General features: G+C 62.3%; 11 protein-coding genes. 9 read left to right on the top strand and 2 right to left on the bottom strand.

Going from position 1 to position 15756, the window contains the following annotated elements; all coding sequences use genetic code 11:
- Window positions 1–38: 38 nt before the first annotated feature.
- From ACJRW5_RS22905 to ACJRW5_RS22895, 3 genes are all read left to right on the top strand, one after another.
- On the top strand, window positions 39–548 hold the full coding sequence (locus ACJRW5_RS22905) for a tripartite tricarboxylate transporter TctB family protein (RefSeq protein ID WP_484572789.1): 510 nt from the start codon (window positions 39–41) through the stop codon (window positions 546–548).
- Window positions 549–557: 9 nt separating this feature from the next.
- A complete protein-coding gene (locus ACJRW5_RS22900; RefSeq protein WP_484572788.1) occupies window positions 558–2078 on the top strand; it encodes a tripartite tricarboxylate transporter permease in 1521 nt (506 codons plus the stop codon).
- 167 nt (window positions 2079–2245) lie between these two features.
- Complete coding sequence (locus ACJRW5_RS22895; protein WP_484572787.1) at window positions 2246–3151, top strand: LysR family transcriptional regulator; 906 nt, start codon at window positions 2246–2248, stop codon at window positions 3149–3151.
- Between the two features lie 4 nt (window positions 3152–3155).
- Here ACJRW5_RS22895 and ACJRW5_RS22890 read toward each other — a convergent pair whose 3' ends face one another.
- Entirely contained in the window at window positions 3156–4310 is a 1155-nt protein-coding gene (locus ACJRW5_RS22890) for an L-talarate/galactarate dehydratase (protein WP_484572786.1), read from the bottom strand.
- Between the two features lie 223 nt (window positions 4311–4533).
- On the opposite strand from ACJRW5_RS22890, the gene ACJRW5_RS22885 reads away from it, so the two are divergent.
- From ACJRW5_RS22885 to ACJRW5_RS22870, 4 genes are all read left to right on the top strand, one after another.
- Complete coding sequence (locus ACJRW5_RS22885; protein WP_484572785.1) at window positions 4534–6159, top strand: methyl-accepting chemotaxis protein; 1626 nt, start codon at window positions 4534–4536, stop codon at window positions 6157–6159.
- A 145-nt stretch (window positions 6160–6304) separates the two neighbouring features.
- Window positions 6305–7438, top strand: coding sequence for an efflux RND transporter periplasmic adaptor subunit (locus ACJRW5_RS22880; RefSeq protein WP_484572784.1), 1134 nt, complete (start codon window positions 6305–6307; stop codon window positions 7436–7438).
- Window positions 7439–7524: 86 nt separating this feature from the next.
- Window positions 7525–10578: a multidrug efflux RND transporter permease subunit gene (locus ACJRW5_RS22875; protein ID WP_484572783.1), complete on the top strand. Its 3054-nt coding sequence runs from the start codon at window positions 7525–7527 to the stop codon at window positions 10576–10578.
- A gap of 205 nt (window positions 10579–10783) precedes the next feature.
- On the top strand, window positions 10784–11011 hold the full coding sequence (locus ACJRW5_RS22870) for a PA4570 family protein (protein ID WP_484572782.1): 228 nt from the start codon (window positions 10784–10786) through the stop codon (window positions 11009–11011).
- Window positions 11012–11350: 339 nt separating this feature from the next.
- Here ACJRW5_RS22870 and bamJ read toward each other — a convergent pair whose 3' ends face one another.
- Entirely contained in the window at window positions 11351–11980 is a 630-nt protein-coding gene (gene bamJ / locus ACJRW5_RS22865; RefSeq protein ID WP_484572781.1) for a BamJ family beta-barrel-assembly machinery protein, read from the bottom strand.
- 213 nt (window positions 11981–12193) lie between these two features.
- Here bamJ and ACJRW5_RS22860 point away from each other — a divergent pair, with 213 nt between their 5' ends.
- On the top strand, window positions 12194–14683 hold the full coding sequence (locus tag ACJRW5_RS22860; protein WP_484572780.1) for a hybrid sensor histidine kinase/response regulator: 2490 nt from the start codon (window positions 12194–12196) through the stop codon (window positions 14681–14683).
- The gene (locus ACJRW5_RS22855; protein WP_484572779.1) at window positions 14673–15752 is read left to right on the top strand and encodes an HD domain-containing phosphohydrolase; all 1080 of its coding nucleotides are present in this window, start codon (window positions 14673–14675) and stop codon (window positions 15750–15752) included. Before ACJRW5_RS22860 ends, ACJRW5_RS22855 begins: the two co-directional genes overlap by 11 nt.
- Window positions 15753–15756 lie beyond the last annotated feature (4 nt).

Raw genomic sequence — 15756 nt, 5'->3', positions numbered from 1 at the left:
CGAGGCCGGTGTTGCACCTCAGAACATCGAGGTAAGCGATGAACACCCTGAACAAGAAAGAACTGATCATCGGCGTCGCCATGCTGGGCGCCAGCCTGGCCTATCTGGCGATGGCCAAACAGCTGCCCGGCCATGAAGGCGTCGACGCCGCCACAGTCCCCACCCTGCTGGCCGGGCTGCTGTCGATACTCGGCGTCATGCAGCTGCTAAGCGCCTTTTCCAGCAAGCCCAAGACCGTCGCAGAAGCCCCCAGCCAGGCGGCAGGCGAAGATGACAGTTCCGCCCCCGACGTTATCGAAGCCAAGACCGTCTTCAAGACTCTGGCCCTGATTCTTGGCTATATGGCCCTACTCGGCCCTGTCGGCTTTCCGATCATGACCGTGGTCTACCTCTATCTGCAGTTCATCGTGCTGACACCGGTGAACCAGAAAGTCAGACACCTTGCCTATCTGCTGATCGCCGCCATCAGCTCTGCCGTCATTTTCCTGCTGTTCCGCGAGGCCTTCGATCTGATGCTGCCCGCTGGCCTGCTGAACAACTTCATCTGAGGATCGACCATGCTCGAATTACTGCAGCAAGGCTTCGGTGCCGTCTTCTCAATCAACATTCTGCTGCTCATGGCCGTCGGCGTGGCCATGGGCATCGTATTCGGTGCGGTACCTGGCCTGTCGGCCACCATGGCAGTTGCCCTGTGCCTGCCGCTGACCTTCACCATGGGGCCACAGGCTGGCCTTTCGTTGCTGGTAGCGCTGTTTATCGGCGCGACATCCGGCGGCCTGATTTCGGCGATTCTGCTGAAGATTCCCGGCACGCCCTCCTCCATCGCCACGGTATTCGACGGTGGCCCGCTGATGGAGAAGGGAGAAGGCGTCAAGGCGCTGGGTGTCGGTATCGTCTTCTCCTTTCTCGGCACCATCTTCAGCATCGCGGCCCTGATGTTCATCGCGCCGCAACTGGCCAAGGTGGCACTGAGTTTCGGCCCGCACGAATACTTCGCCATCGCCGTGTTCTCCCTGACCCTGATCGCCACCCTGTCGGCCGGCTCCATGGTCAAGGGCCTGTTCGCCGGCGCCCTGGGCATCGCGGTCTCCACAGTCGGTATCGCGCCGGTTGAAGCGATACGCCGCTTCACCTTCGGCGTCAGCGAACTCAACGGTGGCTTCTCCATGCTCACCGTGATGATCGGCATGTTCGCCGTGGCCGAGATCATCAAGCTCGCCGAAAGTGGCCGCCATGCCGTTCAGGGCAAGGCCAAGTCGGTGAGCATGAAGAACATCAAGGGCTTCGGTTTCTCGCTCAAGGAGTTCCGTGAACAACTGCCCAATGCCGCACGTTCCGGCGTCATCGGCCTGGGTATCGGCATCCTCCCGGGGATCGGTGCCGGCACTTCGAACCTGGTGTCCTACATCATCGCCAAGAAACGCGCCAAGGACGGTGACACCTACGGCAAGGGCAACATCGGCGGTGTGGTGGCCAGTGAAACAGCCAACAATGCCGGCGTTGGTGGCGCCATGATGCCGCTGATGACCCTGGGCATTCCCGGTGACACCGTGACCGCGATCATGCTCGGCGGCTTCCTGATCCATGGTATTCAGCCCGGTCCGTTGCTGTTCATCAGCCAGGGCCCGCTGGTGTACACCATCTTCGCCGCGCTGATCGTCGCCACCTGCATGATGCTGTTCATGGAGTTCTACGGCCTGCGCCTGTTCATCAAGCTGCTCGACGTGCCCAAGCACATTCTGCTGCCGATCATCCTGGTGCTCTGCGTGGTCGGTGCCTTCGGTCTGTCCAGCCGCCTGTTCGACGTCTGGGCGATCCTGCTGTTCGGCCTGCTCGGCTACGCCTTCGTCAAGGCCGGCATGCCGGCGGCGCCCTTCATCATCGGCTTCATCCTCGGGCCGATGGCGGAGACCAACCTGCGCCGAGGCCTGATGCTGTCGGATGGCAGTTTCGCTGACTTCTTCACCAACCCCATTGCCGGCACCTTCCTTGGTCTGGCCCTGGTGTTCGTGCTCTGGCAGGTGTTCAGCGCACTGCGCCCCAAACCCAGTGCGATCAACGAGATCCTGCGTACCTGATCCACTCCATCGCCCCCTCGACTCAGAGGGGGCGCTTCATTTCCCGTCCCGCCAGCCAACCAACCCGTCTAAACCGCTATCTGCATCGACTCGCAGCAGATGATGGACGCCTTCATTGATCCAGGTCTAATCTAATCAAGCACTTGATTGATACCTGGAATGAATCAATGTTCGACCTCGCGCAACTGCGCTGCTTCACCACCCTGGCTGCCGAACTGAACTTCCGCCGCGCCGCCGAACGCCTGCACATGACCCAGCCGCCGCTGAGCCGGCAAATCCAGCTGCTGGAACACCAGCTCGGCGTGCCGCTGTTCACCCGCAGCACTCGCTCGGTAGCCCTGACCGCCGCTGGTCGCGCCTTCTTCGTCGAAGCACAGTCGTTGCTCGACCAGGCTCAGCGTGCAGCACAGAGCGCACGCCTGGCGGCCATCGGCGAGAGCGGTTCACTGAACATCAGCTTCGTCGCCAGTGCGGTGTATGACGTACTGCCGCGCGCGATCACCTGTGCCAAACGCGAACGCCCCGGGGTGAACATCGATCTGCTGGAGATGAGTACCTTCGAGCAGGTACAGGCATTGCGCGCCCGACGTGTCGATCTGGCCATCGTCCGGGCGCCGTTGCAGCAACCCGGTTTGGTCTGCGAATGTCTGCTGCGCGAGCCTTTCGTGCTGGCCGTACCGGCAGACCATGCACTGGCTCAACATGAACAGCCAACCCTGGAGATGCTCCATGGCCAGCCGTTCATCCTCTATGCGCACACAGCCTGGCAGCCCTTCAATGAGCTGCACACCGGCCTGTTCAGGGCCAATGGCATCCAGCCGCAATTCGTCCAGGCGCTAGGCTCGACCCTGACCATTCTGTCGCTGGTCAATGCCGGCATGGGCCTGGCGCTGGTCCCACGTAGCGCCAGCGCCATTCGCTTCGCCCAGGTGCGCTTCCGTGACCTTGCATTACCCAAGGGGGTCAGCGGCGAACTCTATCTGGCCTGGCGCGACGACAACGACAACCCTGCATTACCCGCTGTGATCGATGCCGTACGCCAGGCCGCCCGGGAGATGTACCCGGCGGCGTGATACCTCAGGCGCGCTGACCGACCTCGGCTTGCTGCACGGTCCAACTGGCTACCTGCTCGCTGAGGCTGAGGCCCAGCCCCGGACGGGTCGGTACCTGCATGCGGCCGTCGCGAATCTCCAGGCGCTCGTTGAACAGCGGCTCCAGCCACTCGAAATGCTCGACCCACGGCTCACGGTTGTGGGTCGCGGCCAGGTGCACATGCAGCTCCATGGCGAAGTGCGGCGCCAGGGTCATACCCGCCTGCTCGGCCAGGGTCTGCACGCGCAGGTACGGGGTGATCCCGCCGACACGCGGCGCATCGGGCATGAGGAAGTCGGCGCCACGCTGGCGGATGAACTCCCAGTGCTCGGCCGGGCTGGTGAGCATTTCACCGGTGGCGATCGGCGTATCGAACTGGCGCACCAGTTCGGCATGGCCTTCGGCGTCGTAGCAGTCCAGCGGCTCTTCGATCCAGATCAGGTTGAAGGGTTCGAGACGGCGGCACATGCGCCGCGCGGTCAGACGGTCCCACTGCTGGTTGGCGTCGACCATCAGCGGGAAGTTCTCGCCCAGGTGCTCACGCACCGTACTCACGCGGTGGATGTCCAGCGCCCAGTCCGGCTGGCCGACCTTGAGCTTGATCCCGCCGATGCCCTTCTCGCGGGAGATATCGGTGTTCTTCAGCAACTGGTCGAGCGGCGTGTGCAGGAAGCCGCCGGACGTGTTGTAGCAGCGCACGGAATCGCGATGGGCACCGAGCAGACGCGCCAGTGACAGACCGGCACGACGCGCCTTGAGGTCCCACAAGGCAACGTCGAATGCACCGATTGCCTGAGTCGCCAGGCCACTGCGCCCAACCGAGGCGCCGGCCCAGCACAGCTTGTCCCAGAGTTTGGCGATATCGCTGGGGTTCTCGCCGATCAGGCTCGGCGCCAGTTCCAGGGCATGGGCGAACTGTCCAGGGCCACCGGCGCGCTTGGAGTAGCTGAAGCCTAGGCCGCGATGACCGTCACGGGTTTCGATCTCAGCGATCAGGATGGCGATCTCGGTCATCGGCTTCTGCCGACCGGTCAGCACCTTGGCGTCACTGATCGGGTTGGCCAGCGGCAGTGCCACGGAACGCAGACTCAGCCAGGCAATGCGGTCGTCGTCAGCAAAGGCAGTGGAGCGATCGGTCATTTCGAATTCCTCATGATGAACCCGGCGCCCCGGATAGGTCGCCAGAAAATGGACAACCCGAACCAGACTATGATGATTGCGCAATCATTCAAGCCTAAAAATAACCACATCTGCCCTCATTCCAGCCCATCGACACCACTCGTCTAGACATTTCACAAATCTGTAATATTTGCCGACTACGCTGAATATGAGGCGCTACGCCTGACTTCCGAGGCATTCCATCATGTTCCTGCAAAAATCCCTGCGCGCGCAGATTCTCGCCCTGCTCGGCGGCAGCCTGGCGCTGATTCTGATCACCGCTCTCGCCTGTTTCAGCTTTCTCTCCAGCGGTATCCAGTCCTACCGCGGTCTGCTCGACGGGCCGGTGGAGTCCTCGCGGCTGATCGATGCCGCCAATGTCGAATTCAAGATCCAGGTGCAGGAATGGAAGAACGTGCTGCTGCGCGGCCAGGACGGCGCCAACCTGGAGCGCTACTGGGGCCAGTTCGAAGATCAGGAGCGCAAGGTTCAGGACACCCTCGCCCAACTGATCAAGGTTGCCGCCGGCAACCCCGCCTTGAAAGAGCAGGTCGAACGGCTACGTGCCGAGCACCAGAGTCTCGGCGCCAACTATCGCAAGGGCCGTGACGCCTTCGTTGCCGCCGGCGCAGACGCCAAGGCCGGCGACGAAGCCGTAACAGGCATCGACCGTGCCGCCAGCGATCAGATGACAGCCCTGGTCGAACAACTGCGCTCCAACAGCCTGAACCAGGCCGAGCAGATCAACACCAACGCCGCACGCACCATCCTCAGTGGCACCGTGCTGATGCTGGCCGCGGCGCTGGTCATCGCCGTGTTCAGCCTGTGGCTGGTCAACCGCAACCTGATCATCCCCATCCGCCACCTGATCGGCCACGTCGACCAGCTCAGCCATGGCCAGTTCGGCCAACGCGTGGAAAGCACTCGCCAGGATGAACTGGGCCTGCTGGCACGTGCCGCCAACAAGCTGCGCGACTTCCTCGCCAGCACCACCGAGCGTCTGCACCACAGCACGCAGAACCTCGACAGCGCCAGCAGCGAGCTGAACGCCATCGCCACACGCATGACCGAAGGCGTCAGCGAGCAGTTCGAGCGCACCGACCAGGTTGCCACCGCCATGCACGAAATGTCGGCGACCGCTCAGGAAGTGGCGCGTCATGCCGCCGATGCCGCACACGCAGCCAATGATGCCGACGACTCGGCGCGCCAGGGCGGTGCGGTGATGCAGTCGACCATCGCCACCATCACCGATATCCGTGGCGAGATCGCCAGCACCGCCGAGGTAATCCGGCGCCTGGAAAGCGACAGCGGGCGTATCGGCAAAGTGCTGGAAGTGATCCGCGGCATCGCCGAGCAGACCAACCTGCTGGCACTCAATGCCGCGATCGAAGCAGCCCGTGCCGGCGAGCAGGGTCGCGGTTTCGCCGTGGTTGCCGACGAGGTTCGTCACCTGGCGCAGCGCACCGCCGAGTCCACGGCGGAGATCAACCAGATCATCGATACCGTGCAGACGGGCGCATTGAATGCCGTGCGCGCCATCGAAAGTGGTCAACAGCGCAGCGAACAGGGCGTCACCCAGGTTACCGAGGCCGGCGCGATGCTCCAGCGCATCACCGACGCCGTCGAGGCGATCCGTGACATGAACCAGCAGATTGCCACTGCCGCCGAGGAGCAGACCTCGGTGGCCGAGGATATTTCACGCAATCTCACCGAGCTGACCGCCATCGCCAGTGCCAACCAGGACAACGTCGAACGCACGCAGAAAGCCAGCCACAATCTGCATGAAATGTCTGGAGAACTCGGTGAAGTGACCCGTCGACTCGGCTCCTGAAGCCAGTGGCGAAAGCGGTACACGGAAGTGCCCAATGCCACGTATGACGTGGCCTCAAGAGACGCTTTGACAGGCTAAGGATCTGGCACTATCGTGCCTTCCTTGCCTATTCCCAGGCTCCATCCAGCTCGCCAAGGAACGGAATATGTTGCGTCGCCGCATGCTCATCATGCTCGGTGCAGTACTGCTTGTCGTACTCGCCCTCGCCGCCTACAAAGGCCTCTCCATCTATCGTCAGATCCAGATGTTCTCGGCGCCGCAACCCGCCATCAGCGTCTCCGCGGCCCATGCCGAACAACAGCCCTGGCAGGGTCGACTGCCGGCCATCGGTACCCTCAAGGCATTCCAGGGCGTGGACCTGGCCGCCGAAGTCGACGGTATCGTCCGCGAGGTGCTGTTCGAATCCGGGCAGAAGGTGACTCAGGGGCAGCCGCTGATCCAGCTCGACAGCGAAGTGGAGCGCGCCAGCCTGGCCACCGCCGAAGCCGAGCGCAGCCTGGCACAAGCCGAATTCGAGCGCGGGCGCAGCCTGGTCAGCCGGCAGAACATCTCCAAGAGCGAGTTCGATCGCCTGTCATCGACCTTGCAGAAAGCCAGCGCCAGCGTTGCCCAGTTCAAGGCCCAGCTGGAGAAGAAACGCATCAGCGCGCCGTTCGCCGGCACCATCGGCATTCGTCAGGTCGACACCGGCGACTATCTCTCGCCAGGCGCCACCATCGCGACGCTGCAGGATCTGTCGCGCCTGCATGTCGACTTCTTTCTCCCGGAACAACGCGCGCCGCAGTTGCAGGTGGGCCAGCCGGTGAAGCTGAGCGTCGCCGCCTACCCGGGCGAATCCTTCGAAGCACGCATCAGTGCCATCAACCCCAAAGTGGAGAACGAGACCCGCAACCTGCAGGTGCGCGCCACGCTGATCAATCCGGACGAGAAGCTGCTGCCCGGCATGTTCGCCAATCTGGAGGTGCTGCTGCCGGATGACCAGCCGCAGATCGTCGTCCCGGAGACCGCCATCACCTACACCCTGTACGGCAATTCGGTCTACGTCATCGCCGAGAACAAGGGTGAGAACGGCGAACCGGTCAAGGATGCCGACGGCAACCCGCAACTGAGCGTCGAGCGGCGCTTCGTCGAAACCGGCGAGCGCCGTGATGGCCGCGTGGTGATCAGCAAAGGTCTGGAGGCCGGTGAACAGGTGGTCACGTCCGGCCAGCTCAAGCTGGACAACGGTGCTCACGTCACCATCGTCGCCGATCCGACCTTGCAACTAGACGCGAACTGATCCGTCAACGCGCGTAGGAGCCAGCTTGCTGGCGATCTTCGCCGGCAAGCCGGCTCCTACGGTTGACCACAGCCAAGGACACTCTCATGGCTTTTACCGATCCCTTCATCCGCCGCCCGGTTCTGGCCACCGTGGTCAGCCTGCTGATCGTCCTGCTCGGCTTTCAGGCATTCAGCAAGCTGGTCATCCGCCAGTATCCGCAGATGGAGAATGCCCTGATCACGGTGACCACCGCCTACCCCGGCGCCAACGCCGAGACCATCCAGGGCTACATCACCCAACCCCTGCAGCAGAGCCTGGCCAGTGCCGAAGGCATCGACTACATGACCTCGTCGAGCCAGCAGAACCTGTCCACCATCTCCATCTATGCGCGCATCGGCGCCAACAGCGACCGTCTGTTCACCGAGCTGCTGGCCAAGGCCAACGAGGTGAAGAACCAGCTGCCACAGGACGCCGAGGACCCGGTGCTGTCGAAAGAAGCGGCCGACGCCTCGGCGCTGATGTACGTCAGCTTCTACAGCGACGAGCTGTCCAACCCGCAGATCACCGACTACCTGTCGCGCGTGATCCAGCCCAAGCTGGCCACCCTGCCCGGCATGGCCGAGGCGCAGATTCTCGGCAACCAGGTGTTCGCCATGCGCCTGTGGCTGGACCCGGTAAGGATGGCGGCCTACGGCGTCACCGCCGGTGACCTGAACAGTGCGGTGCGCAAATACAACTTCCTCTCCGCCGCGGGCGAGGTGAAGGGCCAGTACGTGGTCACCAGCATCAACGCCAGCACCGACCTGAAGTCGGTCGACGCCTTCGGCGCCATCCCGGTGAAAACCGTTGGCGACACCCGCGTACTGGTGCGTGACATCGCCCGCGTGGAGATGGGCGCAGCCAACTACGACTCGATCAGCTCATTCGACGGTATTCCCTCGGTATACATCGCCATCAAAGGCACTCCCAGCGCCAACCCGCTGGACGTGATCAAGGAAGTACGTGCAGCCCTGCCGGAGCTTGAGGCGCAGCTGCCGCCGAACCTCAAGGTCGCCATCGCCTACGACGCCACCCTGTTCATCCAGGCCTCCATCGACGAAGTGGTGAAGACCCTGGCGGAAGCCGTGCTGATCGTCATAGTCGTCGTATTCCTGTTCCTCGGCGCCTTCCGCTCGGTACTGATTCCGGTGGTGACCATTCCGCTGTCGATGATTGGCGTGCTGTTCTTCATGCAACTGATGGGCTACTCGATCAACCTGCTGACCCTGCTGGCCATGGTGCTGGCCATCGGCCTGGTGGTGGACGACGCCATCGTCGTGGTGGAGAACATCCACCGCCATATCGAGGAAGGCAAGACGCCCTTCGATGCCGCCATCGAAGGCGCGCGCGAGATCGCCGTGCCGGTGATCTCGATGACCATCACCCTGGCCGCCGTGTACGCGCCCATCGGCTTCCTCGAAGGCCTGACTGGCGCCCTGTTCAAGGAGTTCGCCCTGACCCTGGCCGGCGCGGTGGTCATCTCCGGCATCGTCGCCCTGACCCTGTCACCGATGATGTGCGCCAAGCTGCTGCGCCACGAGGAGAACCCATCGGGCCTGGCCCATCGCCTGGACAGAATCTTCGACAGGCTCAAGCAGCGTTATCAGAAGATGCTGCACGGCACCCTCAATACCCGCCCGGTGGTGGTGGTGTTCGGCGTAATCGTCATGGCGCTGATTCCGCTGCTGCTCAGCTTTACCCAAAGCGAACTGGCGCCCGAGGAGGATCAGGGCATCGTGTTCCTGTTCGCCAACGCGCCGCAGCCGACCAACCTCGACTACATGAACGCCTATACCAAGCAATTCGTGGAGCTCTTCAAAACCTTCCCCGAGTACTACTCGTCGTTCCAGATCAACGGTTTCGATGGCGTGCAGTCGGGTATCGGTGGCTTCCTGCTGAGCCCCTGGAACGAGCGCGAACGCACGCAGATGGAGATCCTTCCCGAGGTGCAGGCCAAGCTCAACCAGATCCCCGGCCTGCAGATCTTCGGCTTCAATCTGCCATCGCTGCCAGGTACCGGTGAAGGCCTGCCCTTCCAGTTCGTGATCAACACGCCGAACGACTACGAGTCGCTGCTGCAGGTGGCCGAACGGGTCAAGGCACGCGCACAGGAGTCGGGCAAATTCGCCTTCCTCAACATCGACCTGGCCTTCGACAAACCGGAAATCGTGGTCGATATCGATCGCGAGAAAGCCGCGCAGATGGGCGTGTCCATGGAGGACCTCGGTAGCACCCTGGCCAGCCTGCTCGGCGAGGGCGAGATCAACCGCTTCACCATCGATGGCCGCAGCTACAAGGTGATCGCCCAGGTCGAACGCGCCTATCGCGAAAACCCGAGCTGGCTGGACAACTACCATGTGCGCAGCGAAAGCGGCGCCATGGTGCCGCTGGGCACGCTGATCAGCCTCAGCGACCGTGCACGGCCGACCAAGCTCAAGCAGTTCCAGCAGCTCAACTCGGCGATCATCGAAGGCGTGGCCATCGTCAGCCAGGGCGAAGCCATCGACACCATCACCGCCATCGCCCGCGAGGAAGCCCCACGTGGCTACAGCTTCGACTACGCCGGTGCCTCGCGTCAGTTCATTCAGGAAGGCAGCGCGCTGTTCGTGACCTTCGCCCTGGCCCTGGCGATCATCTTCCTGGTGCTGGCGGCGCAGTTCGAAAGCTTCCGCGACCCGCTGGTGATTCTGGTGACGGTACCGCTGTCGATCTGCGGCGCGCTGGTGCCGATCTTCCTCGGTTTCTCGACCATGAACATCTACACCCAGGTCGGCCTGGTGACGCTGATCGGCCTGATCAGCAAGCACGGCATCCTCATCGTCGAGTTCGCCAACCAGCTGCGCCGCGAACAAGGCATGCCCCTGCGCGAGGCCATCGAAGAAGCCGCGGCGATTCGCCTGCGCCCGGTACTGATGACCACCGCAGCGATGGTCTTCGGCATGGTACCGCTGATCTTCGCCACCGGCGCCGGTGCAGTGAGTCGCTTCGACATCGGCCTGGTGATCGCCACCGGGATGAGCGTCGGCACGTTGTTCACCCTGTTCGTCCTGCCCTGCGTCTACAGCCTGCTGGCCAAGCCGGATGCCGAGACGCAGACGCAAGCCGCGCCCGCCCACTGATACAGCCTGCCTCTCCCTCACGGGAGAGGCGATCCTCCGTAGGGTGCGCCGTGCGTACCGCTCCTTCTGCGCCAGCGGGTGGTGCGCGCAGCGCACCCTACAGCCCGCCCGGCGCACGGAAACGACAAAAGGTCGCAATTAGCCCTTGCTATTTATGTAATAGGAATTATTCTCAGTTACGTAATGACAGCCAAGGAGACCTGCCATGACTTACCTGATCGATGCCTGGCTGGACCGCCCGCATCCCTATCTGCGCATCCTCAACCGCGAAACCGGGGAAGTCTGCGCCATGCTGGAAGAAGAAGCGCTGGACGAACTGCGCGACCAGGGCGACCTGGATCTGCACGAACTCAACTCCAATGAGCCAAGCGTGCTCAAGGAGCAGGTCCGCAGTCTGTTCCTCTATTGCTACGCAAGAGCCTTGCGGCCCTGAGTGCAGCAGCCATGCAGCAACTGCTCGGTGCGCGCAGAAACGCAAACGGGGCGCCCTGTCACCAGGGCGCCCCGTTTCGTTGGAGATTCACGCGGTCAGGTAGGGTGCGCCATGCGCACCGATACTGCGAGATCTCAGAACCTTCTCACGATCTCACGATCTCGCGAGCTAGAGCGATACAAGGCAAAAACAAGGGAGAAAGCGGAGTGTACTTTTGTACATGAGCATTACTCGCTTCGCTCGCCCTCCGGGCCGCGCTGAAGCGCGTTAGCCGCAAGCGACTCTCCGAGCTTGTTTTTAACGCAGTAGCGCCGACGCGCAGCAGGTCGTGAAAGGTTCTTACAGAATGTCGAGCAGCTCGACATCAAATACCAGCACGCTGTGCGGCGGAATGCTGCCAACGCCCTGAGCGCCATAGGCCAGCTCGCTCGGCACGTGCAGACGCCATTTGTTGCCGGTGCCCATCAGTTGCAGCGCTTCCACCCAACCGGCGATCACGCCACCGACCGGGAATTCAGCCGGCTGACCGCGCTCGTAGGAGCTGTCGAACACGGTACCGTCGATCAGGGTGCCGTGATAGTGAACACGCACCTGATCCTCGGCCGACGGCTTGGCGCCCTCGCCTGCGACCAGCACTTCGTACTGCAGACCGGACTCCAGAACGGTCACGCCTTCACGCTTGGCATTCTCGGCCAGATAGGCGCGACCTTCGCCGGCAGCAGCTTCGGCCTTGGCCGCCGCTTCGGCCTGCATGATCTCGCGGATGACCTTGAAGCTGGCACCCAGCTCGGCCTCGGAAACGCGGCTGGCCTGGCCATTGAACGCGTCGGTCAGACCGGCCAGGATGGCCTGCAGATCAACTCCCGGCGGCGGGTTGTCACGCAGCTGACCACCGAGTTGGCGACCGATGCCGTAGCTGACACGACCTTCATCGGAGGACAGATCGGGGCTGAAGTTGAATTCGGACATGAAGGGCTCCGCTTGGGGCTATGAAAAAGGCCGGCCAGCCTAGCACAGAACCTGCTGCGGCCGTGCTTCCTCCCGCCACCGCCGTGCGCTGCAACGGCAACCTGATCCTCTGCCTCGCGCAATAGCTACTACCTTTAGCTAAGCCTCACTTAAGAAACGGAAAGATATCATATTGATATCACTCATTCGTTTTCCCACGCAGGAGCGTGCAGCATGCAAAAAGGCTCTCGCGTCAGTCTTCGGACATGGATATGGCGTGCATTCGCTCAAACAGCCCTGATACCCCTGATTCTGGTGGAAACGGTGCTGATCAGCGTCTATCTGATCAGCAACGTCTCCATCCGCGACGCGCAGATATCCTATCTGCGCGAGACCGCACTCAACGACCTGCAGAGCGCCGCCGGTCAGGAGGCTCATCTGCTGGAGAGCGAGCTGGGGCATATCTCCCGCCTGACCAGCACCTATGCAGCCCTGACCCAGCAAACGCTGGAAGACAGCAGCCCGGTAACACCGGCCCAACTGGCCGTTACCCCTGGCGGCGTGCGTTACAGCGCCAGGGATGACGGTGGTTCGGCCTCCTTCTACTCCAACGTCACCCCCCTGGCGCAGCAGGACCTGAGCAAAGTCGCCCGCCTCGCCCAGCTCGACCCGCTGATGCGCGAAACCGTACAGCAGAATCCGCTGGTGGCCAGCATCTACTTCAACGGCTGGGACAGCTACAACCGCATCTTTCCCTGGTTCGACACCTCGCAGCAGTATCCCCACGACATGGTGATACCGGACTTCAATTTCTATTACCTGGCAGATGCCAAGCACAACCCGCAGCGCAAGGTCGCCCTGACCGATATCTATCTCGACCCCGCCGGCCAGGGCTGGATGCTCTCCGCCGTCGCGCCGGTGTATCGCGGCGACTTTCTCGAAGGCGTGGTCGGCCTGGACGTTACCGTGAGCAAGCTGCTCGAACACATCCAGGAGCTGGACGTGCCCTGGGGTGGCTACGCAGTGATCGTCAGCAACGAGATGAACATCATGGCCTTGCCGCCGTCGGGCGAAGCCGATTTCGGCCTTAGCGAGCTGACGACTCACTCCTACGACGAAGCCATCAGCTCGGAACTGTTCAAGCCGGAAGACTTCAACCTGCTGAAACGCAGCGAAACCATGGAATTGGCCAAACGTATCCGCGAGCAGACAAAGGGTGTGCTGGCCATATCACTGAATGGCCGTCCCAAGCTCGTGGCCTGGGCCAGTATTCCCGCAACCGACTGGCACCTGCTGGCGGTCGTCGACGAAACCGTTGTATTCAGCAAAACCAACGAGCTTGCCAGCCATTACCGCAACATCGGCTACCTGCTGATCGCCGGTCTGGTGTTGTTCTACCTGGTGTTCTTCGCCTTCATGTGGGGGCGTGCCCGGGCGCTAACCGAAAGGCTGCGCAAACCCATTGGTGGCATCGTCGCCATGCTCCGCGAAATCGGCCAGGGCAACTGGAAACCCAAGCGCCCCGATACGACCATCAGCGAACTGGAAGCCATCATTGATGACGTCGAATCCATGGGCCAGCATCTGGAGCGCAACGCCACACAGCTGCAGCGCGCCAGTCACGAAGCCCAGGAAGCCAGCCGCGCCAAGAGTCAGTTCATATCGAGCATGAGCCACGAGTTGCGCACGCCACTCAATGCCATTCAGGGTTTCGCCCAGCTGATGCGCATGCAACAGAAGCCGCAGGCAGACCTGGAAACGGACTACCTGGAAGAAATCCTCGTTGCCAGCCGCCACCTCAATCAACTGGTTGGTGACATCCTCGACTGGTCCAGCCTGCAAAGCGATCAGCCGCGCCTGGACATGCAAAAGGTCGATGCTGTTGCCCTGATGAACGAATGCGCGGATCTGGTGGCGCCGGAAGTCGAAGCCCGTGGCCTGACCCTGCATCTCTCGCTGCCTGAAGAACCGTTACCGGTGCTGGCTGATCAGCGTCGCTTGCGTCAGGTGCTGCTGAACCTGCTATCGAATGCCATCAAATACACACCTGCCGGCAGCATCACGCTCAGCGGCCATGAGCAGGGTGGACGAGTACGCCTGGCCGTGAGCGACACCGGTATGGGTATCGCAGCTGGGTTGCAGCCTCTGCTTTTCGAACCCTTCCAACGCCTGGGCCAGGAAAACGGTGCCATCCAGGGCACCGGAATCGGCCTTTCGCTGTGCAAGGAATATGCGGCACTGATGAATGGCGAGATGGGCCTTGAAAGCGAAATTGATCGCGGCAGCCGCTTCTGGATCGACCTTTTGCGCTACGAGGTCCCCAAGCGCCCAGAGGTTGAGCCCCCCGTGCAGAGCAAGGCCTGCGTCTACCACGGCGACCTCGACAGCGACAATCGTGAAGTGGTCAGCAAGACGCTGGGCGATGTCGACCTGCAGCAGTTCGACAACGGCCGCGAGTTGCTGGCTGCGCTGCACGAGCGGCGCCCAGACCTGCTGCTGCTGAGTGTCGACATGCACGAAATCGACGGGCGCGACCTGCTGCGAAGCCTGCATCAGAGCGCAGAGCTGGCCGACCTGCAGGTGGTGCTGCTGAGTCGCCCGGACCAGTTGCAGGAACTGGTAGGCCTGGGAGCCGGTGCCCTGCTTGCGGTGCCCATCGACCCGAATGAACTCCATCAGTTAGTCCGTGACCTGACCGGCAAGGAGGCAATGCATGCTGTCTAAGGATTTCCAACAATCACGCGTAGTCATCGTCGACGATGTGGTTGCCAACAGCCGTCTGCTGGAAACCAGCCTCAAGGCCTTCGGCCTGCGCGACACCGTCAGTTTCTCCGACTCGGCGGCGGCGCTGGAATGGCTGCAGCACAACCCCTGGAACCTGCTGCTGCTCGATCTCGACATGCCGGCGCCCAATGGCTTCGACATCCTCCGGGCGCTGGCCAATCGCGACCGCAGCACCAATCCGATCATCATCATCACCGCGCTCAGCGATAGCGCCAGCCGACGCACCGGACTGGAACTGGGCGCTAACGACTACCTGAGCAAACCGGTCGATCTGCCCGAAGTCATTCTGCGCGTACGCAGCAATCTGCAACTGAGCCAGGCCAGCTTGGCCCTGTATGAAGCCAACGTGACGCTGGAGCAGCGCGTGCGTGAACGCACGGCCCAGCTGACCCAGAGCTACAGCGCGGTGATACGCACTCTTTCGCGCGCCGCCGCGTACCGTGACAGCGAAACCGGCAATCACATTGTGCGTATTGGCGAATCTGCCGCACTGATCGCCAAAGCGCACGGCGAAGACGCCGATTGGGTCGAACTGATTCGCAAAGCGGCGCCGATGCATGATGTCGGCAAAATCGGCATCCCCGACGATATCCTGCTCAAGCCTGGTGCGCTGACAGAGGAAGAACGCCGCCTGATGCAGAAGCACCCGCAGATCGGCCACTCGATTCTCTCCGACCAGCATGCTTCGGAGCTGACCGCCATGGCTGCAGAGATCGCCCTGAGCCACCATGAAAAATGGGATGGCAGCGGTTATCCCCATGGCCTGAGCGGCGAGCAGATTCCGCTGTCCGGGCGCATCGTCGCCATCTGCGACGTCTACGACGCGCTGCGCATGCCCCGCCCTTACAAGGCGGCCTGGCCTCGGGAAAAAGCGCAGGCATTCATCCGCGAACAGGCCGGCAAACACTTCGACCCAGCCTTGGTTGATCTTGTCGAAGAGCTTTACGAACAGATAGAAATGCTGCAACACGCACTCAGTGATTGCCCGCAGGTCGACGGCCAGGCGTGACGCC

It is taken from the genome of Pseudomonas pichavaramensis (assembly GCF_050473265.1).
Taxonomy (GTDB): Bacteria; Pseudomonadota; Gammaproteobacteria; order Pseudomonadales; family Pseudomonadaceae; genus Aquipseudomonas.
Note: the sequence above shows the minus strand (reverse complement) of the source record. Positions and strands in the feature narration are given on the sequence as shown.